Source organism: Pseudonocardia sp. UM4_GMWB1 (assembly GCF_017312155.1).
Taxonomy (GTDB): Bacteria; Actinomycetota; Actinomycetes; order Mycobacteriales; family Pseudonocardiaceae; genus Pseudonocardia; species Pseudonocardia alni.
Window position 1 is genome coordinate 3184623 of the sequence record NZ_QJPN01000001.1, and the last position, 18979, is coordinate 3203601.

Genomic DNA, 18979 nt, shown 5'->3' on the forward strand with positions numbered 1-18979 from the left:
TCCGTGTGGTGGTGGGTGCTGTGCGCGTCAGCTCTTCAGCATGCCCCGCAGAACGTACTGCAGGATGCCGCCGTTGCGGTAGTAGTCAGCCTCACCGGGGGTGTCGATGCGGACCTTCGCGTCGAACTCGACGGTCTCGCCGGAGTCCTTCGTCGCGGTCACGTGCACCGACTTCGGGGTCTTCCCGTCGTTCAGCTCGGTGATGCCGGCGATGTCGAAGGTCTCGGTGCCGTCGAGCCCGAGGCTCGTCGCCGACTCGCCGTCCGGGAACTGCAGCGGGACGACGCCCATGCCGATCAGGTTCGAACGGTGGATCCGCTCGAAGGACTCGACGATGACGGCGCGCACGCCCAGCAGCGCGGTGCCCTTGGCCGCCCAGTCACGCGAGGAGCCGGAGCCGTACTCCTTGCCGCCCAGCACGACCAACGGGGTGCCCTGCGCGGCGTAGTTCTGCGCGGCGTCGTAGATGAACGACTGCGGCGCCCCGTCCTGGGTGAAGTCGCGGGTGTAGCCACCCGAGACGTCGTCGAGGAGCTGGTTGCGCAGCCGGATGTTCGCGAACGTGCCACGGATCATCACCTCGTGGTTGCCGCGCCGCGAGCCGAAGGAGTTGTAGTCCTTCTTCTCGATGCCGTGGGAGTCCAGGTACTCCGCGGCCGGGGTGCCCGGCTTGATCGCACCGGCCGGCGAGATGTGGTCGGTGGTGACCGAGTCGCCGAGCAGCGCGAGCACGCGGGCGCCGGAGATGTCGGTGACCGGGTCCGGCTCGCCCTTCATGCCCTCGAAGTACGGGGGCTTGCGGACGTAGGTGGACTGCTGGTCCCACTCGAAGGTCCGGCCCTCGGGGGTGGGCAGCGCGCGCCAGCGGTCGTCGCCGCGGAACACGTCGGAGTAGCTCTTGGTGAACATCTCCGAGGTGATGGAGGAGTCGACGACGTCGTTGATGTCCTCGGTCGAGGGCCAGATGTCGCGCAGGAAGACGTCGTTGCCCTCGGAGTCCTGCCCCAGGGGCTGGTTCTCGAAGTCGAAGTCCATCGTCCCGGCCAGCGCGTAGGCGATGACCAGCGGCGGGGACGCCAGGTAGTTCATCTTGACGTCGGGGTTGATCCGGCCCTCGAAGTTCCGGTTGCCCGAGAGCACCGAGACGACGGTGAGGTCGTTGTCGTTGACCGCGGCCGAGATCTCCTCGGGCAGCGGGCCGGAGTTGCCGATGCAGGTGGTGCAGCCGTAGCCGACCAGGTTGTAGCCGAGCTTGTCGAGGTAGGGCCAGAGACCGGCCTTCTCGTAGTAGTCGGTGACGACCTGGCTGCCCGGGGCCATCGAGGTCTTGACCCACGGCTTGGTGGTCAGGCCCTTCTCGACGGCGTTCTTGGCCAGCAGCGCCGCGCCGAGCATGACGCTGGGGTTCGAGGTGTTGGTGCAGGAGGTGATCGAGGCGATCACCACGGCGCCGTGGTCGAGCACGAACTCACCGCGCGAGTCGGACTTCACGGTGACCGGCTTGGACGGGCGGCCCTCGCAGCCGTCCGCGGCCGACATGACGACCGGCGCGGCGTCGTCGTCGGCGAAGGAGAGCGCCGGGGCGTCGCTGGCCGGGAAGGACTCGTTCGACGACTCGTCGACGCCGGCGAGCGGGCTGGGGGCCACGTCGTCGTCGGTGTAGTCGTGCACGGTCTTGCGGAACGCCGGCTTGGCGTCGGTCAGCTCGATGCGGTCCTGCGGGCGCTTCGGGCCGGCGATCGACGGGACGACCGTCGAGAGGTCGAGCTCGAGGGTCTCGGAGAAGACCGGCTCGTGGTCCGGGTCGTGCCAGAGGCCCTGCTCCTTGGCGTAGGCCTCGACCAGCGCGATCTGCTCGGCGGAGCGACCGGTGAGCTTCAGGTAGCGGACGGTCTCCTCGTCGATCGGGAAGATCGCCGCGGTCGAGCCGAACTCCGGGCTCATGTTGCCGATGGTGGCGCGGTTGGCCAGCGGCACCGCGCCGACGCCGGCGCCGTAGAACTCGACGAACTTGCCGACGACGCCCTGGCGACGCAGCATCTCGGTGATCGTGAGCACCACGTCGGTGGCGGTGACGCCGGTCGGGATCTCCCCGGTCAGCTTGAAGCCGAGCACCTGCGGGATGAGCATCGAGACCGGCTGGCCGAGCATCGCGGCCTCGGCCTCGATGCCGCCGACGCCCCAGCCCAGCACGCCGAGGCCGTTGACCATCGTGGTGTGGGAGTCGGTGCCGACCAGGGTGTCCGGGTAGGCCTGCCCGTTGCGGGGCATGACTACGCGCGCCAGGTTCTCGATGTTGACCTGGTGCACGATACCGGTACCGGGCGGGACGACCTTGAACTCGTCGAAGGCGCCCTGGCCCCAGCGCAGGAACTGGTAGCGCTCCTTGTTGCGCCCGTACTCGAACTCGATGTTCTTCTCGAACGCGTCCGCGGTGCCGAAGAAGTCGATCATGACCGAGTGGTCGATGACCAGCTCGGCGGGCGCGAGCGGGTTGACCTTGGACGGGTCGCCGCCCATCTCGGTCACGGCCTCGCGCATGGTCGCCAGGTCGACGACGCAGGGCACACCGGTGAAGTCCTGCATGATCACCCGGGCGGGGGTGAACTGGATCTCGGTGTCCGGGTCGGCCTGCGGGTCCCAGTTCGCCAGGGCGGTGATGTGGTCCGCCGTGACGTTCGCACCGTCCTCGGTGCGGAGCAGGTTCTCGAGCAGGACCTTCAGACTGAACGGCAGGCGCTTCGAGCCCTCCACCGCGGAGAGCCGGAAGATCTCGTAACCGGTGCCCCCGACGTCGAGTTGTCCTCGGGCGCCGAAGCTGTCGGTGCTGGCCACTTGGTGGTCCTCCCGTGGTGGTGGGCGGTCGCTATGTCCGGTGCGGTGAACGCACCCCGCCCCGCGGGCCGGGGGTGCTCACCTGCGTCGTGCCGGAGTCTCGCGCACCGCCGTGCCGGCAGCAGCGCGGACCCTCGTACCGCAAATAGTACGCCTGTCCTATAAGCCTGGCGAGGCGGGTGTGGCCGGGGTCGCGGCGCCGTCGCGCGGGTGGCGTCCCCCGTGCGGTGGACGGGTCCGGTGTGTCGCACGGGGTTCGGGTGACACGAGTGGCACTGTTCCCAGTCGATTCCCCGTCGATCCCGCCCGCCCCATGGAAGGACCTCCCCGTGACGCGCCAGCCGTCGGCGACCCTCGTCGTGGTGGCCGTGCTCGTCGCGGTCGCGCTGGCCTCGCCCGGGGTGGGCGCGGCCGCGACCGTCGTCGTGCCCGCCGCCGCGGTGCTCCCGGCCCAGCCGCCGCCCCCGCCTCCGCCGAACCCCGGCGACGACGAGCTGGAGCGCAGCCGCCAGTCGGTGCAGGACCGGGCCGCCGAGGTCGGCCGGCTCACCGCCCGCCTCGCCGAGCTCGACGCGCAGGCCGAGCAGCTGCAGATGGAGGTCGCGGGGCGCAACGAGGAGGCGCTCGCCGCCCGGGACACCGCCGACGCCGCCGGTCGTGAGGCCGAGACCGCCGCGGCCCGGGCCGCCGACGCCCGCGCCGCGACCGAGGCCGCGGGCCGCGCCGTCGACGACGCCCGGACCCGGATCGACGCCTTCGTCGGCGACGTCTACACCCACGGTCTCGACCTGGGTCCGCTCGGGCTGCTCTCGCGGGCGACCGACCCGCAGGACCTGATGGACCGGGCCCGGCTCACCGACGCGCTGAGCGAGGACCAGGCCGCGGTCCTGGAGCAGCTCCAGCAGGCCCGTATCGCCCAGGCCAACGCCGACTCCCTCGCCCGTGCGGCGCAGGAGGAGGCCGACCGGCGCCGCGCCGACGCCGAGCAGGCGTCCGCGGCGGCCGACTCCGCCGTCGACGAGGCCGTCGCGGCCGCCGACGCCCAGCAGATCCGGCTCGACGCGGTGCACACCGAACGCACCGACGTGCAGTCCCGGCTCGACGCCGCCGAGAACGCCGACGCCGGGCTGCGCGCCCAGCGTCAGCGCTACGAGGCGTGGCGGGCCGAGCAGGCCCGGCTCCAGGCCGAGGCCGACCGGCGGGCCCGGGAGGAGGCGGCGTCGCGGGTCGCGCAGGAGCCCGCGCCGTCGGACGGCCCCGCGCCGCGGCGCACCGGGTCGGCGGCGATCGAGACCGTGATCGACCGGGCGATGGCCCAGCTCGGCACCATCTACGCCTGGGGTGGCGGCAACTCGCGCGGACCGACCCGCGGGATCCGCGACGGCGGCGTCGCCGACGCCCACGGCGACTTCCGCAAGGTCGGCTTCGACTGCTCGGGGCTGATGCAGTTCGCCTTCGCCGGGGTCGGCGTCGACCTGCCCCGCTACAGCGGCAACCAGGCGAACGCCGGCCGGCTGGTGCCGATCTCGGACATGCGGCGCGGGGACATGCTGTCCTGGGCCGACGGCGGCCGCACCCACCACATCGCCATCTACCTCGGCGACGGGAAGATGCTCGAGGCCCCGTACTCGGGCGCGAGTGTGCGGGTCACCTCGGTCCGCTATGACGGCCTGAACAAGGTCACCCGGCTGCTCTGACGGCCGCGGCCTCGCCGGTCAGCTCGTCGAGCACCAGCCGCACCGCGGGCCGGGTCACCGCACCGCGGGTCACGGCCCGCACCAGGCGGGCGGCCCGCACCCCGGCGAGCGGGCGCAGTGCGAGCCGGGCGCCGTCGCGGTGGTCGGTGGAGTAGCGGGGCAGCAGCGCGACGCCGTGCCCGTGGGCGACGAGCTCCTCGGTGACCGAGAAGTCGTTGATCCGCTGCACCACCCGCGGCACGGTGCCGGTGACCAGTGCGAGCGAGCTGAGCACGTCGTCGACCGGCCACCCGACGGCGACCGAGATCCAGTCGGCGTCGACGAGGTCGGACAGGTGCACCTCGGCGCGGTGGGCCAGCGGGTGGTCCGGGGGCAGGGCGACGTCGAGGGGCTCGCGCAGGAGCGGGTGCACGGTGAGCCGGCCCGTGCGCAGCGGGTCGAGTCGTTCGTCGTGGTGGGTGACGACGACGTCGGCGTCGGCCGCGGCGGCCGGTACCTCCTCCGGGCGCAGGTCGAGGTCACGGCAGGACAGCGCCAGCCCGGGGTGGGCCGACGCCCGGCGCAGCAGCCCGGGCAGCAGCAGCCGGGCCGCCGACGGGAAGAACACCACCCGGACCGTGCCCAGCGGCTGCTCGCGCAGGCCCGCGGTGGTCTCCTCCAGCCGGCCCAGCGCGTCGAGCACCTCCTGCGCTCCGTCGACGACGGCCCGCCCGGCCGCGGTGAGCCGCAGCCCGCGCCCGTCCGGTGCGGTCAGCTCCAGGCCCGCCTCCCGGGACAGTGCCTTGAGCTGCTGGGACACCGCGGACGGGGTGAAGTTGAGCGCCGCGGCGACGGCGGTGACCGAGCCGCGGTCGGCGAGCTCGCGCAGGATCCGGAGCCGCCGCACGTCCATGCAGGAAAGCTACAACATCGTTTCAGTTGTTGTCGCTGGTCTGCACGGTCTCGGGACGGCAGCGTGGACGCCGTGACCGTTCGTGACCGCCTGCTCGCCGTCGTCGTCGCCGTGTTGTGGGGCGCCAACTTCATCGCCATCCACGTCGGGCTCGAGCACTTCCAGCCGCTGTTCCTGGCCGGGCTGCGGATGCTCGTGCTGGCGGTCCCGACGGTGCTCCTCGTGCCGCGGCCGCGGGTTCCGCTGCGCTGGCTCGTCGGCTACGGGCTCGGGTTCGGCACGGTGCAGTTCCTCTTCCTGTTTCTGGGGATGTACGCCGGGATGCCGACCGGGCTCGCGTCGCTGGTCCTGCAGGCGTCGGGACCGTTCACGCTCGTGCTGGGTGCGCTGCTACTGCGCGAGAGGGTGACGCCGCGGCAGTGGGCCGGGATCGGCGTCGCCGTGCTCGGGCTGGGGTGCATCGCCCTCGCCCGAGCCCAGTCCGCGGCGCTGCTGCCGGTCGTGCTGACCCTGCTCGGCGCGCTCGGCTGGGCGGCCGGGAACCTGTGCAGCCGGCTGGCCCAGCGCGACGGCGAGGCGGTCGACCCGCTGCACCTGACGCTGTGGATGACCGTCGTGCCGCCGGTGCCGATGCTGGCCGCCTCGGCCGTGGTGGAGGGTCCGGGCGCCTGGGGCGACGTCGTCGCGATGGTGACCCCCGACGGCGTCGCCGGGCTGGTCGCGCTCGTGTACCTGTCGCTGGTCGCGACCGTGCTCGCCGCCGGGATCTGGACCGGGCTGATGCGCCGCTACCCGGCGGGGCTCGTCGCGCCGCACTCGCTGCTCGTGCCGGTGGTCGGGATGAGCCTGGCGATGGTGCTGCTGGGGGAGCGGCCGTCGGTGACCGAGCTGGTCGCCGGGGTGGTGGTCGTCGGCGGGGTGCTGGTGGCCTCCGCGCCGGCCCGGCGTCGGGTAGAGGTGAGGGTATGAGGCTGCGCTACACGACGCTCGTGGTCGACGACTACGACGCCGCGATCACCTTCTTCGTCGACGTGCTCGGCTTCGAGCTGGTCGAGGACTCGCCCGCGACGACCTCGACGACCGGGGCGGCGAAGCGCTGGGTCGTGGTGCGTCCGCCCGGCGCCGACACCGGCCTGCTCCTGGCCCGCGCCGACGGCGACCGGCAGCGGGCCGCCGTCGGTGACCAGTACGCCGGGCGGGTGGGGCACTTCCTGGAGGTCGACGACGCCGCCGCGGAGTACGAGCGGCTCGTGGCGCTCGGGGTGGAGTTCGAGGGACCGCCGCGGGTGGAGGCCTACGGCACGGTCGCGGTGTTCCGCGACGTCGCCGGGAACCGGTGGGACCTGCTCTCCGGGCCGTGAGTCAGGCGCGCCGGCGCCGTCGGCGGTTGCGGCGACGGCGGCTCGGGACGAGGAACGCCGCCGCGGTCCCGACCAGGACGACGACCCCGAGCGCGACGAGGGCGGTCACGAACGCGCCCGCCGACACAGTGGTCGCCGGAGGCCCGGGCGGTACCGCGGGCGCGGCCGCGACCTCGTGGGTGGCGGTGCAGATGTTGTCCTCGTACGGGCTCGCCGGGTTCAGCGGACGGAACTCGTAGCGGGTCCCGGTGGCGTACGACCGGTCGACCGAGGTCGCGGTGTTCGGTCGGGGGGTGGGGGAGCCGACGACCTGGACGTCGCGGCCGTCGTCGGTACGGACCTGCGCGACGCGGCCGTCGGCGGAGGTCGAGGCGACGGTGCCGGTGAACGCGTGGGCGGAGCGGGGTGGGTCGGCGATGCACGAGGCCCTGGCCGCCGGGCTCGTCGTCCCGCTCGCCGCGGTCGCCGCACCCGTCGCGCTCGTCGGGGCGAGGAGCGCCAGGGCGGCGAGCAGCGGGACGGCGAGACGGGGCACGGGGTCATCCTCGCGCGTGCGGGGGTCGCGCGCCTCCGCCGTCCAGCCGAGTGGTCGGGTCAGGGACGCCGTCTTCGGAGCGGAGCTCGAGTCGTGGTGGGACGGCCTGGCCGTCGAGGCGCGACCGCTGTGCTCCGGCGGGCGCGTCGGTCGGGGGCTCGGGGAGTGGCCGCGGGGGCGCGAGGCCCAGGCGTGATGAGGTCGGGGAGGCGGCGGCGCGAGCCGGTGCGCGGGGATCGTCCGCTGCCGGGCTGCGGCGGACGGGCGGATGCGAGCGCCGAACGACCTGGAAAGGTCCAGCTAGGAGATCTATAATCGAACATATGATCGATCAGGTGGACGTGCTGGACGTGCTGAGCCACACCGATCCCGCCGACGACCCGGCCTGGCTCGAACACCGGCGCCGTCGTGAGGCGGTGGAGGAGGCGATCCGGTGCCCGCACGGTCTCGCGATCGACCTGTGCGGCGAGATGTGTGGTCCCGAGCCCCCGCCCGACCCCTCCGGCGGGATCGACGACGTCGCCTGGGAGGCGCTGCGGTGCCTGGTCGCCGGAGCCCCGCCCGACCGGCTCACCGATCTGCAGGTGCTCGACGTCCTGGAGGGCGCCGAGCACTGGGTGCGGCGCTCGACCGCCCTGCGGATGCGGTCGGTCGCGCAGATCGCGGAGCGCCACCCGGCCGGGAGCGGCGCCGCGCCGCCGGGCGCGGACCCGCGTGCGGTGCAGCCCGTCTCGCGCTGGCTGCCGGACCAGGTGGCGATCGTGCTGCGGGTCCCGCGCGACCACGCGCGGTCGCTGATCGGGCAGGCGCAGCGGTTCGCCCAGGTGCTGCCGGAGACCCTGGCCGCGTGGGAGTCGGGGGCGATCGACCAGGGCGCCGCCGAGGCGATCTCGTCGTCGACACTCGTCCTCGACGACGAGCGCGCCCGCCGGGTGCAGGCCGCGGTCCTCCCGGGGGCTCCGGAGGCGCACCGCCGGTTGCTGCGGGACCGGCTGCGCCGCCACATCGCCCGCGTCGACCCGGACGGCGCCCGCGAGCGCCACGAGCGGGCCCGGTCGGAGCGGCGGATGTCGCTCTCCCCGGGTGACGACGGCATGGGCTCGCTGTGGCTGGGCGGCACCGCCGCGCAGGTGGAGGCGTCGTGGCAGTGCGTCGACCGGCTCGCGCGCTCCCTGGACGACCCGTGCGACGACCGCACCCTGGACCAGAGGCGCGTCGACCTCGCCCACCAGCTGCTGCAGGGCACGCTGACGCTCACCGACGTCGGCACGGTCCGGGACGCGCTCGGGGCGGGCACCGACGAGGACGGCCTGCTCGCAGCGGTCGCGCGGGTGCTCGCCGCGAAGCCGGACCCGGAGGAGGCCGTGGGCCGACACCCGCTGATCCAGGTCGTCGTCCCGCTCAGCACGCTGATGGGCGGCGCGGCACCGGGCGAGCTGGTCGGGCACGGCCCGATCCCCGCCGACCTCGCCCGGGCCCTCGCCGCCGGCGGGGTGTGGCAGCGGCTGGTGACCGACCCGCTGTCGGGCACGCTGCTCGACGTGGGGCGGACCCGCTACCGCCCGCCGGTCGCGATGGCCGACCACGTCCGGGCGCGGGACTGCACCTGTCGCGGCCCGGCGTGCAGCCGACGGGTCCGCGACCTCGACCACCACGTGCCGTGGGCGGCCGGGGACGGGCCGACCAGCGCCGAGAACCTGTTCGGGCTGTGCCGGGCCGACCACGCGCTGAAGGACGCACCGGGCTGGCAGGTGCTCGCCAGGACCGACGGCAGCCTGATCTGGGTGGCACCGTGCGGCCGCCGGGCGACGACGCGGCCGTTCGACCACCGGGTCTTCACCGATCCGCTGCCGGACGCGGCCGACCACGACCACGACCACGACGCCGGCGCCGTCGTCGCGCCCTTCTGATCACCGTGCCGAACGGGCAGGGCGGGGTCGTGGAGCGTCACCGGGAACGCAGTGAGGTCCAGGCGGTCGAGACCGTCCGGGCGGTGCTGCTCGGTGTCCTGGTCGCCGGTGTCGTGCTCACCCTCGTGTGGGCCGTGCGGGCAGGGCTCGACGTCGTGCACCCGTGGTGGTCGTTCCGCACCGGGTTCCCGCTCCCGGTGGCCGGGGCGGTCGCGTTGGTCGTCGTGCTCGTCGTCCTCCTACGGGCGCGTCGCCGGGGGATCTGAGCGCTGCTCAGGCGGCCGGGGCGGCGAGCTGCCAAGACACGCCGAAGCGGTCCTCGACCCAGGCGAAGGGGCCGAAGCCGTAGTCGTCGAGCGGCATGAACTCCCGCCCACCGGTCGCGAGCGCCGCCAGCAGCCGCTCCTGCTCGTCGCCGGACTCGCAGTCCACCCACAGCGAGACGGCGGGGGAGAAGTCCCACTGGTGCACCGGCGGGCTGTCGCTGCACCGCAGGCGCTGCCCGGCGACGACGAACTCGGCGAGAACCACCGCGTTCGGATCGTCGGGGCGGTGGGTGACCGAGACGATCTCGCCGTCGTCGAACAGGGATGTCCAGAACTCCATCGCCTCGCTCGCGCTCGGGCCACGCGGCGGCTGGAAGGTCAGGAACGGCACGGCTCGGGCGGTCATCGGGTCCTCCTGCGCGGGGCGGGGTCGACGGTGCACGGAAACCGGACGACACGGCCGTGCGCCGATGGCTAGGGTCGACACCATGGCACGAGGCATCTGGTCGCAGAAGGTCCGCACCGCCCGCTGACGGCGGCGCCCTTCACCCCTTCCGAACCGCGTCCGCCGTCCCGGTCCCCGCCGGGCGGCGCATCCCGTGCTGCCCGGCTCCGATCTCGGATGCCGTGGAGCCCTCTCGTGCACACCACCCCCGAACCGTCCTCACCCCTGCCCGCCCTCGACGTCGGCGCGGCCGCCCACGTGCGTGCCGAGGACGTCGTCGTCACCCGCGGGTCGCACCGCGTCCTCACCGGCGTGACGCTGACCGTCTCCGCCCGCTCGCGGCTCGCCGTCGTCGGGGAGAACGGGCGCGGCAAGTCCACGCTCCTGCACGTCCTCGCGGGCCTGCTCGCGCCGGACGCCGGGATCGTGCACCGCGCCGGCACCGTCGCCCTGGCCCGCCAGGAGGTGCCCGCCCGCGACGGCGAGACCGTCGGCACCCTGACCGCGGAGTCGCTCGCCGCCCCGCGGACGGCGCTGCGCGAGCTCGACGCGGCGACCGCGGCGCTCACCGACGGCGCGCCCGGCGCCGACGACCGGTTCGCCGCAGCCCTGGACACCGCGACCCGCCTCGACGCCTGGGACGCCGAACGCCGCGTCGACGTCGCCCTCGGTGCGATCGGCGCCTGCACCGACCGCACCCGGCCGCTGGAGACGCTGTCGGTGGGACAGCGCCACCGCGTGCGGCTGGCGTGCCTGCTCGGTGCCCGCCACGACGTCCTGCTCCTCGACGAGCCCACCAACCACCTCGACGCCGCCGGCCTCGACTTCCTGACCCGCACCCTGCGCGCGCACCCGGGCGGGCTCGCCGTGGTCAGTCACGACCGGGCCCTGCTGCGTGACGTCGCCGACGAGTTCTGCGACCTCGACCCGACGCGCGACGGCACGCCCCGGCTCACCGCGGGCGGCTACGACGCCTGGTGGACCGCGCGGGACCGGGCCCGCGCCGCGTGGGAGGCCGAGCACGCCGAACAGCAGGCCGAGCACCGCCGCCTCGCCGACGCCGTCGCCACCGCGCGGGACCGGCTCTCGACCGGCTGGCGTCCGGACAAGGGGACCGGCAAGCACGCCCGCCAGTCCCGGGCCCCGGGGGTGGTGCAGGCGCTGCACCGGCGCCGGGCCGAGCTCGACGCGCACCGGATCGACGTACCGGTACCGCCGTCGTCGTTGCGCCGGCCCGACCTCGACGTGCGTCCTGGCGCGCCCCAGCTGCGCGCGCACGGAGTCGGCGTGCGGGGGCGGCTCGCCGGTCCGGTCGACCTGGTCCTCGACGCGGGCGACCGGCTGCTCGTGACCGGGCCGAACGGGGCCGGGAAGTCGACGCTGCTCGCCGTGCTGGCCGGGTCGCTCGCTCCGGACGCCGGGTCGGTGCGCACCGCGAGCGGCGCCCGGGTCGTCCGGCTGGGGCAGGAGACTGCGGTGCTCGACCCGCGGCGGCCCGCGCGCGCCGTGCTGGAGCACGTCGGTGGTGGCGCACACGGCCTGCTCGACGCGGCGGCGCTGCGGACCCCGGTGGGTCGGCTGTCGGAGGGCCGGCGGCGCCGGCTCGACCTGGCCCGCGCCCTGGCGGAGCGCCCGACGACGCTGCTGCTCGACGAGCCGACCAACCACCTGTCCGCGCGGCTCGTGGACGAGCTCACCGCGATGGTCCGGGACACCTCGGCGGCCGTCGTCGTCGCCACCCACGACCGGCAGCTGCTGCGCGACCTGGCCGACTGGCCGCGGCTGGAGCTCGACCCGGCCGGGTGATCACGGCCGGAGCCCGGCCTCGACGGCGTCGAGGGTGCGGCGCAGCCCGGAGTCGAACAGCGGCTCACCGCCGCCGGGCCCGCGCACGACGGCGCCGCCGAGGAGCCGGGACAGCACCGGCAGGCGCTCCGCCCGGCCGGAGCGGCGGACGTCGTCGAGGGTGGGGAGGCGGTCCCCGGCCAGGGCCGCCGCGCCCCGGACGTAGCCGTGCAGCAGGTGCAGCACCTCGACGGCCGCGTGCAACGGGTGCCCCGCCCCGACGACGTGCGCCAGCAGCGCCTCCGACCACGCGCACTCGGCGGGGCCGGTGGCGCGAGGACCGGCGAGCAGCCCGACGGTCCACGGGTGCTCGTCGAGCACGTCGCGCAGGGCGGCCGCCCAGATCTCGCAGCCCAGCCGCAGCCCGCAGCCCGACAGGTCCGGCGGCTCGCCCAGTGCGACGTCCAGGACGAGGTCGACCAGCGCGTCCTTGCCGGGCACGTGCCGGTACAGCGACATCGGCGCGGACCCCAGCTCGCGGGCCAGCCGCGGCATCGACACCGCGGCCAGCCCGTCGGCGTCGGCGAGGCGCAGCGCCGTGGCGACGATCGAGCCGCGGTCCAGCGTCCGGCGCGCCGGGGCCGGGGGAGCGGCCCAGCGGGGGTCGTCGGCGGCGGTCACGCGTCGATCATGCCACGCATTTCGTAGGAGGCCCTACGCGCACAGCGTAACCCCTACGCGTACTGCGCCCGGAGGAGTGCCGGTGCGCGGTTCGTAGGGTGTCCCGATGGAGTTGTGGGAGGTCGGGGTCATCGCGCTGGCCGGGCTCTGGGCGGGGCTGATCAACACCGTCGTCGGGTCGGGGACGCTGGTGACCTTCCCGGCGCTCGTGGCGCTGGGCTTCCCTCCGGTGACGGCGACGACGTCGAACGCCATCGGGCTGATCACCGGCTCGATCACCGGCGCCGTCGGCTACCGCAAGGAGTGGGCCGGGCACGGCCGCCGCCTCGCGAAGTACGGTGTCGCGTCGTTCCTGGGGGCCGTGGTCGGTGCGGCGCTGCTGCTGTCGCTGCCGCCGGACGCGTTCGAGACGATCGTGCCGGTCCTGGTCGGCACCTCCGTGCTGCTGGTCGCCGTGCAGCCCCTGCTGGCCCGCCTGCTGCGCGACCGCCCGCGTCCGGACCGGACCGGCTCGCCGGTGCTCTACGTGCTGGTGTTCCTGGTGGGCGTCTACGGCGGCTACTTCACCGCCGCCCAGGGGATCATGCTGGTCGGGGTGATGGGGCTGCTCGTCGCGGACCCGCTCCAGCGGCTCAACGCCTTCAAGAACACCCTCGCCTCGGTCGTGAACATCGTCGCCGGGGCGATCTACGCCGTCGTCGCGCCGGTCGACTGGACGGTCGTCGGGATCATCGCGGTCAGCTCGATCGTCGGCGGGCTGCTCGGTGCGAAGGTCGGCCGCAGGCTGCCGCCCGCGGTGCTGCGGACCGTGATCGTCGTGATCGGGGTCGCGGCGATCGTGTTCCTGCTGGTGGAGTGAGCGCCCCGAACTGTCGGGGGTGTCTGCTCTCCTGAGGGCGTGGACGACGACCGCGCTACCGAGCTGGCCGTGGCCCTCGCCTCGCTGGCCGGCCGCGAGATCGGCCCGGACGAGGCGCGTGCCGTCGTCGCGCACGCCCACACCCTGAGTCCGGGCCGCGCCAACGTCATCTGGTCCCGGCACCGGCGCGCCCCGCGCACCGTGCCGCTGCGCGACTACCTGGCGATGACCCTGCGCTTCGTCGACCGGGGCCCGCCGTGAGCTCATACGCCGACGGCCGCGAGCGCCGCGTCGAGGGCGTCGTCGTCGCCGACGTTGCCCGGCACCACCACCTGCACGACCGCGCGCCCGCCCGGCGTCATCAGGTCCCACACCGACACCCCGGGCAGCACCTGCCCGCGCACCCGCGCCGACACCGCGCCGAGGCCGTCGCGGGCGACCTGGGCCCCGGTGATCCCGCCCTTGGTCACCACGACGTCGACCTGCTCGCGCAGGGCCGCGACCGCTCCGACCACCGCCCGCATCACCGACTCCCCGTGGGCCAGGGTGTCGTGCTCGGCGCGGCGCTCCCGCTCGCTGGCCAGGGCCGCCCAGCCGCCGGCGGACAGGTCACCGGCCAGGTCACGGACCAGCCGGGCCGCGGTCGCGTCCGGGTCGGCGAGTGCGTCATCGGTGCCGACCACCACGGGCGCACCGCGCCCGGCGCAGGCGTACGTCAGCTGCCGGCCCGCGGCGGCGGTGTGCGAGCCGCACACCAGCAGCGTGCGGCCCGGGCCCGCGACGGGGGCGTCGAGCAGCCCGTCGCTGCTCACCCGGCAGACCGCGGCCGCCAGCGGCGCCCCGCCGCGCGCGACGATCTCGCGGGTCGCCCACGCCGCGCGCAGGGCGTCGGCGACACGGGCGACGTCGGTGTCGTCGTGCACGTCGGGCAGCACCACGTCGATGTCCCCGGCGCCGGTCAGCACCCCGGTGAGCGCGCCGGAGCGCACGTCGTCGATGCCGACCGTGACCGGTGTGCGCGCGGACTTCTCCCGGACGTAGCCGGGCAGGTGGCCGTCGCGGTAGCCGAACACCGGGTCGCGGGCGAACTCCGTCTCGTGCGCCGGGAGGATCTCGCCGCCGACGCGTACCCGGTGCGTGCCGTCGACGGTCGTGCGTCCGCCGCCGGGGAAGGCGGGGACGAACAGCACCGGCGCGGCCGGGTCGACGGCGTCGCACTCGGCGAACACGTGCCCGCGCAGCGTCGAGTCGCCCCGCAGCACCAGCCGGACCCGCTCGCCGAGCCGCCCGCCCGCGACGTCGGCGTCGGCGCGGATGCCCGACACCAGTGCGACGGCGGCCTGTTCGTCGAGCGCGCGGGTGTTGGTCAGCAGGTACACCGCGTCGGCCCGGCGCAGGGCGTCGGTGAGCACGTCGGCGTCCCACCGGAGCAGGACCTCGACCCCGGTCGCGGACTGCGTGCCGGTCGGGTCGTCGTCGCAGACGAGGATCTTCACCGCTCCCGCCCCGGGGAGTCGAGCAGCGCGTCGGCGCGGGTGCGGAACAGCGCCGTGCCCCACATCATCGCCGCGGCGAGGAAGGCGAGAATTCCCAGCGAGACGACGCCCCACGTCCCGGCCTCGGTCGGGACGGCCTCGTTGATCGCGGTCCGCATGATCGGCGCGACGAAGCCGCCGAGGTTGCCGATCGAGTTGATCAGACCGATGCCGGTGGCCGCCGCGGCTCCGGTGAGGAACGCCGTCGGGAACGACCAGCTGATCGGACCGGCGCACAGGAACGCCGACACCGCCACGGTGATCGCGACGATGCCCAGCAGCGCCTGTCCGTTCGCCCCGGCCCAGGCCGAGGCGAGGATCGCGGCCCCGGTCAGGAGGAAGGCGATGCCGCCCCAGTGGCGGCGCCGCGCGACGGTGTCGGCGTGCCGGCCGACGACGTAGCAGAAGACCAGGCCGACCGCCCAGGGGATCGCCGCGACAAGCCCGACCTGCCAGCCGACGTCGCGCCCGAGCAGGCCCGCGACCTGCTGGGGCAGGTAGAACGTGGTGCCGTAGACGGCCACCTGCAGGCAGAAGTAGATGACCGTGAAGTACCAGACCTTGCCGTTGAGCATCGCCGGGACGATCCCGCGCGGGCCGTCGGCGTCGCGCACGGTGTCCTCGTGCGCCATGACCTCGCGCATCGCGGCCTTCTCGCGCTCGTCGAGCCAGGTCGCCTTCTGCGGGGAGTCGGTCAGCAGGAAGTACGCCGCCACGCCGGCGACGATCGCCATGACGCCCTCGACGAAGAACATGACCTGCCAGCCGTGCCAGGGCGTGAGGGTGTCGCCGAAGCTGATCAGCCCACCCGACAGCGGCGCCCCGAGCATCTGGCTGAACGGCTGGGCCAGGTAGAAGATCGCGAACATCTGCACGCGCTTCTTGTTCGGGAACCACTGCGACAGGAACATGATCACGCCGGGGAACAGCCCGGCCTCGGTGACGCCGAGCAGGAACCGCAGGAACACGAACATCGTGTCGTTCGTGGTGAACGCGAACGCGCTCGCGACCACGCCCCAGGTCACCGCGATCCGGGCCAGCCAGAACCGGGCGCCGAAGCGGTCGAGCAGCAGGTTGCTGGGGATCTCGAAGATCGCGTAGCCGATGAAGAAGATGCCCGCGCCCAGGGCGAACGCCCCGGCGCTGATGCCGCGGTCGACCTGCAGCCCCTCCTCGGCGAAGCCGACGTTGGTGCGGTCCAGGAACGCGACGAAGTAGAGGACCACCAGCATCGGCATGAGCCGGGTGGTGGCCTTGCGGATGCCGGACGCGAGGTGCGGGCTGTCGAGCAGCGCGCGCGGCGTGCGGTCGCCGGTGGTGGGTTCCACGATCTCCCCTTCGAGGTCGTGTGCGGGCGGACGGGTCAGAGGACCAGCACGAGGCCGATCGCGACGAGGACGAGGCCGATCGCGAGGAACGCGACGCGCGACCACGACCAGCCGGGGAACGGTTCACGGGGCACGCGGGCTCCTAGTGCATGTAGAGGCCGCCGTCGACGTTCAGGGTCTGGCCCGTCACGAAGCCGGAGTCGGGCCCGATGAGGTACGCCGCGGCGGCGGCGACGTCGTGCGGGGTGCCGATGCGCGCCACCACGCCGTCGGCGGCCATGGCCGCCTTGCGCTCGGGCGAGAGGGTGCCGCCCATGATGTCGGTGTCGATCGGGCCGGGGGCGATCACGTTCGCGGTGATCCCGTGCGGGCCCAGCTCGCGGGCGACCGAGCGGATGAAGCCCTGGATGCCGGCCTTCGCCGCGGAGTACGGGGTCTTGGAGTAGGTGCCGCCGCCGCGCTGGGCGGAGACCGAGGAGATGCCCACGATGCGTCCGACGCCGTGGGCGACCAGGCTGCGGGCGACCCGCTGGGTGACCCAGTGGGTGCCGTCGAGGTTCACGGCCACGACCCGGCGCCACTCCTGCTCGTCGACGTCGAGGTAGGGGACCGGGGAGGCGACCCCGGCGAACGCGACCAGCGCGACCAGCTGCGGCAGCTGCTGCTCCAGCGCGTCCACCGCGGCGACGGCGGCCTCGCGGTCGGCGACGTCGGCGCCGACGCCCGCGGCGCACACCCCGTGCCGCTCGGCGATCCCGGCGGCGGTCGCCGCGGCCGCGTCGCCGTCGATGTCGATCAGCCCGACGTGCCAGCCGGCCGCGGCGAGGTGGTCGGCCGCATAGCGCCCGATCCCGCGCGGCGAGCCCGCCCCGGTGAGGATCACGGTCCGTTCGGCGGGGAACCCGGTCATCGGTCGCCCTCCTTCCCGAGCGGGGCCGGGCCCAGCTCGTCGATCAGCTGCGCCATCCGCGCGTAGGCCTTGTTGCGGTACGCGACGAGCTCGGGCACCCGCTCGGCGGGGACGTCGAGGAACCCGCCGCCGGACTTGGTGCCCAGCCGGCCGTTCTCGACGTGCTCGGCCAGCGCCCGCGGGGTGGCGAAGCGCTCGGGCCAGCGGCCCTGCAGCGACTCGAAGCAGAACCGGTAGACGTCCAGGCCCGCCATGTCGGCGATCGCGAACGGGCCGAAGAACGGCAGCCGGAACCCGAAGGTGGTCCGGACGATCGTGTCGACGTCCTCCGCGCTCGCGACGCCCTCGTCGACGAGCTGGGACGCCTCGGAGAACAGCGCGTACTGCAGACGGTTGAGGACGAAGCCGTCGGCGTCGGAGATGCGCGCGGGCTGCTTGCCGACCGCGCGCACCAGCTCCTCGACGCCGGGCAGGATCGCCGGGTCGGTGCCGGCGTGCGCGATGACCTCGACGCCGGGGATGAACGGCGCGGGGTTGGAGAAGTGCACGCCCAGGAACCGCTCCGGCCGCGCGACGGCCTCGGCGATCCGCCCGATGAGGATGGTGGAGGTGTTGGACCCGATGACGGTGTCCGGCGCGGCGGCGGCCGAGACCCGGCGCAGCACCTCGTGCTTGATGCCGATCTTCTCCGGCACCGCCTCCTCGACGAAGTCGGCGCCCTCGACGGCGGCCTCGAACGACTCCGCGGCGTGCACGCGCCCGGCGATCGTGTCGGGGGCGTGGGCGGGGAACAGGTCCTCGGCGGCGAAGGCGCGGGCCTCCGCGACGAGCCGGTCGAGGTTGGCGCGGGTGGTGTCGGCGTCGACGTCGGCGATGCGGACCTCGGCCCCGGCCAGGGCCAGGACCTGGGCGATCCCGCCGCCCATGTAGCCGCTGCCGATCACCGCGACGGTGCGTCCCTCGAGAGTCATGAACGGTCCTTCCGGATGGTGGCGAGCAGGCCGCGCAGGTAGTCGCGGTTGGTGGCGCAGACGCCGAGCGAGTCGCCGCCGTACTGCTCCATCAGGAACGGCCCGCGGAAGCCGAGCTCGACGGCGTCGCACACGACCTGGCGGTAGTTGATGAGCCCGAGCTCCATCGAGGTCGGCGTGGAGCTGAACCACGAGCCGTCGCCGGCCTCGTCGCGGGCGTAGTTCTTCACGTGCCAGTACTTCGCGTACGGCAGCGTCCTGGCGTGCATCTCGCGCCAGTCCTCGATGGGGCGGTGCAGCCGGACGAGGTTGCCGATGTCGGGGTTGAGCCCGACGTTGTCGAGCCCGATCTCGTGCACCAGCGCCACGGCGGAGTCGGCGGTGCCGAGGTAGGTGTCCTCGTACATCTCCAGCGCCATCGGCAGGCCGACCGACGCCGCGTGCTCGCCGAGCTCGCGCAGCCGCGCGACGGCGGTGGCCCGGGTCGCGGCGTCGTCGGGGTCCTTCCAGCCGGGCGCGGTCCAGAACCACAGCGCCTTCTTCTGCGCCTCGGAGAACGGGTGGTGCAGGCCGGTGGAGAACACCGTCATGCCCAGCTCGGCGGCCGCGTCGATGGTGCGGTGGGCGTAGTCGAGGTTGCGCTGTTCGCGGCCGGGCTGCAGCACGCTCTGGCGCTGCACGTGCACCGAGATCATCGCGACGCCGTGCTGCGTCGCGATCGCGCGCAGCTCCTCGCGGCGCGAGGGCTCCAGGTCGGCGGGCCGGATGTGGGAGTCGGCGATCTCCAGCTCGGTGAACCCGAGGGCGGCGACCTGGGCGAACACGTCGTCCCAGCGCTCGGCGGGGGCGTCGTGCAGCGCGACCCCGTCGGGTCCCACGGGGGCGAACCCGTGCATGCAGACGGCGATCGGCCAGTCCTCCGGCGCGGGGACCGGGGGCGTGGTGGGCATGGCGGCTCCTTCGGTGCAC

At 74.2% G+C, this 18979-nt stretch carries 18 protein-coding genes; 8 read left to right on the forward strand and 10 right to left on the reverse strand.

The genetic code is table 11. The features are described 5' to 3' along the window. Positions 1 to 27: 27 nt before the first annotated feature. On the reverse strand, positions 28 to 2835 hold the full coding sequence (locus DMP15_RS15230) for an aconitate hydratase (RefSeq protein WP_073574758.1): 2808 nt from the start codon (positions 2833 to 2835) through the stop codon (positions 28 to 30). A gap of 329 nt (positions 2836 to 3164) precedes the next feature. On the opposite strand from DMP15_RS15230, the gene DMP15_RS15235 reads away from it, so the two are divergent. Then, complete coding sequence (locus DMP15_RS15235; RefSeq protein ID WP_083658218.1) at positions 3165 to 4532, forward strand: C40 family peptidase; 1368 nt, start codon at positions 3165 to 3167, stop codon at positions 4530 to 4532. On the opposite strand, the gene DMP15_RS15240 is transcribed toward DMP15_RS15235, so the two are convergent. After that, a complete protein-coding gene (locus tag DMP15_RS15240) occupies positions 4516 to 5424 on the reverse strand; it encodes a LysR family transcriptional regulator (RefSeq protein WP_073574759.1) in 909 nt (302 codons plus the stop codon). The two genes, DMP15_RS15235 and DMP15_RS15240, sit on opposite strands and share 17 nt — an antisense overlap. A gap of 72 nt (positions 5425 to 5496) precedes the next feature. On the opposite strand from DMP15_RS15240, the gene DMP15_RS15245 reads away from it, so the two are divergent. Then, the gene (locus DMP15_RS15245; RefSeq protein WP_073575294.1) at positions 5497 to 6393 is read left to right on the forward strand and encodes an EamA family transporter; all 897 of its coding nucleotides are present in this window, start codon (positions 5497 to 5499) and stop codon (positions 6391 to 6393) included. Continuing rightward, entirely contained in the window at positions 6390 to 6785 is a 396-nt protein-coding gene (locus DMP15_RS15250) for a VOC family protein (RefSeq protein WP_337826055.1), read from the forward strand. The genes DMP15_RS15245 and DMP15_RS15250 overlap by 4 nt, the downstream gene beginning before the upstream one ends. Position 6786: 1 nt before the next feature. On the opposite strand, the gene DMP15_RS15255 is transcribed toward DMP15_RS15250, so the two are convergent. Next, on the reverse strand, positions 6787 to 7320 hold the full coding sequence (locus DMP15_RS15255; RefSeq protein WP_073574761.1) for a hypothetical protein: 534 nt from the start codon (positions 7318 to 7320) through the stop codon (positions 6787 to 6789). A 323-nt stretch (positions 7321 to 7643) separates the two neighbouring features. Between DMP15_RS15255 and DMP15_RS15260 the strand changes: the two genes are divergently transcribed. After that, positions 7644 to 9230: an HNH endonuclease signature motif containing protein gene (locus tag DMP15_RS15260; RefSeq protein ID WP_073574763.1), complete on the forward strand. Its 1587-nt coding sequence runs from the start codon at positions 7644 to 7646 to the stop codon at positions 9228 to 9230. Positions 9231 to 9235: 5 nt separating this feature from the next. Next, on the forward strand, positions 9236 to 9496 hold the full coding sequence (locus DMP15_RS15265) for a hypothetical protein (RefSeq protein WP_073574764.1): 261 nt from the start codon (positions 9236 to 9238) through the stop codon (positions 9494 to 9496). A 7-nt stretch (positions 9497 to 9503) separates the two neighbouring features. On the opposite strand, the gene DMP15_RS15270 is transcribed toward DMP15_RS15265, so the two are convergent. Then, entirely contained in the window at positions 9504 to 9902 is a 399-nt protein-coding gene (locus DMP15_RS15270; protein WP_073574765.1) for a VOC family protein, read from the reverse strand. Positions 9903 to 10136: 234 nt separating this feature from the next. Here DMP15_RS15270 and DMP15_RS15275 point away from each other — a divergent pair, with 234 nt between their 5' ends. After that, a complete protein-coding gene (locus DMP15_RS15275; protein ID WP_253068229.1) occupies positions 10137 to 11747 on the forward strand; it encodes an ATP-binding cassette domain-containing protein in 1611 nt (536 codons plus the stop codon). Here DMP15_RS15275 and DMP15_RS15280 read toward each other — a convergent pair whose 3' ends face one another. After that, positions 11748 to 12407, reverse strand: coding sequence for a TetR/AcrR family transcriptional regulator (locus DMP15_RS15280; RefSeq protein ID WP_073574767.1), 660 nt, complete (start codon positions 12405 to 12407; stop codon positions 11748 to 11750). It lies immediately after the preceding gene. A gap of 106 nt (positions 12408 to 12513) precedes the next feature. Here DMP15_RS15280 and DMP15_RS15285 point away from each other — a divergent pair, with 106 nt between their 5' ends. Both DMP15_RS15285 and DMP15_RS15290 read left to right on the forward strand, forming a co-directional pair. Beyond that, positions 12514 to 13266 (forward strand): sulfite exporter TauE/SafE family protein, encoded by a 753-nt coding sequence (locus DMP15_RS15285; protein WP_337826056.1) that lies wholly within the window; start codon positions 12514 to 12516, stop codon positions 13264 to 13266. Positions 13267 to 13305: 39 nt separating this feature from the next. Next, positions 13306 to 13527 (forward strand): hypothetical protein, encoded by a 222-nt coding sequence (locus DMP15_RS15290; protein WP_337826057.1) that lies wholly within the window; start codon positions 13306 to 13308, stop codon positions 13525 to 13527. A gap of 2 nt (positions 13528 to 13529) precedes the next feature. Here DMP15_RS15290 and DMP15_RS15295 read toward each other — a convergent pair whose 3' ends face one another. The 5 genes from DMP15_RS15295 to DMP15_RS15315 form a co-directional block, all read right to left on the reverse strand. Then, positions 13530 to 14762: a four-carbon acid sugar kinase family protein gene (locus DMP15_RS15295; protein WP_073574770.1), complete on the reverse strand. Its 1233-nt coding sequence runs from the start codon at positions 14760 to 14762 to the stop codon at positions 13530 to 13532. Next, positions 14759 to 16129, reverse strand: coding sequence for an MFS transporter (locus DMP15_RS15300; RefSeq protein WP_337826058.1), 1371 nt, complete (start codon positions 16127 to 16129; stop codon positions 14759 to 14761). Before DMP15_RS15300 ends, DMP15_RS15295 begins: the two co-directional genes overlap by 4 nt. A 142-nt stretch (positions 16130 to 16271) precedes the next feature. Further along, positions 16272 to 17039, reverse strand: a complete 768-nt coding sequence (locus DMP15_RS15305; RefSeq protein ID WP_073574772.1) for an SDR family NAD(P)-dependent oxidoreductase — start codon at positions 17037 to 17039, stop codon at positions 16272 to 16274. Then, on the reverse strand, positions 17036 to 18010 hold the full coding sequence (locus tag DMP15_RS15310) for a 3-hydroxyacyl-CoA dehydrogenase family protein (RefSeq protein ID WP_179762720.1): 975 nt from the start codon (positions 18008 to 18010) through the stop codon (positions 17036 to 17038). The genes DMP15_RS15305 and DMP15_RS15310 overlap by 4 nt, the downstream gene beginning before the upstream one ends. After that, positions 18007 to 18960, reverse strand: a complete 954-nt coding sequence (locus DMP15_RS15315; RefSeq protein ID WP_253068231.1) for a sugar phosphate isomerase/epimerase family protein — start codon at positions 18958 to 18960, stop codon at positions 18007 to 18009. The genes DMP15_RS15310 and DMP15_RS15315 overlap by 4 nt, the downstream gene beginning before the upstream one ends. Positions 18961 to 18979: the final 19 nt, after the last annotated feature.

Excerpts from the sequence above, each read along its gene's own strand:
- DMP15_RS15305 (WP_073574772.1), bottom strand. The coding sequence starts at position 17,039 with ATGACCGGGTTCCCCGCCGAACGGACCGTGATCCTCACCGGGGCGGGC.
- DMP15_RS15240 (WP_073574759.1), bottom strand. The coding sequence starts at position 5,424 with ATGGACGTGCGGCGGCTCCGGATCCTGCGCGAGCTCGCCGACCGCGGC.
- DMP15_RS15270 (WP_073574765.1), bottom strand. The coding sequence starts at position 9,902 with ATGACCGCCCGAGCCGTGCCGTTCCTGACCTTCCAGCCGCCGCGTGGC.
- DMP15_RS15310 (WP_179762720.1), bottom strand. The coding sequence starts at position 18,010 with ATGACTCTCGAGGGACGCACCGTCGCGGTGATCGGCAGCGGCTACATG.
- DMP15_RS15315 (WP_253068231.1), bottom strand. The coding sequence starts at position 18,960 with ATGCCCACCACGCCCCCGGTCCCCGCGCCGGAGGACTGGCCGATCGCC.
- DMP15_RS15260 (WP_073574763.1), top strand. The coding sequence starts at position 7,644 with ATGATCGATCAGGTGGACGTGCTGGACGTGCTGAGCCACACCGATCCC.
- DMP15_RS15285 (WP_337826056.1), top strand. The coding sequence starts at position 12,514 with ATGGAGTTGTGGGAGGTCGGGGTCATCGCGCTGGCCGGGCTCTGGGCG.
- DMP15_RS15250 (WP_337826055.1), top strand. The coding sequence starts at position 6,390 with ATGAGGCTGCGCTACACGACGCTCGTGGTCGACGACTACGACGCCGCG.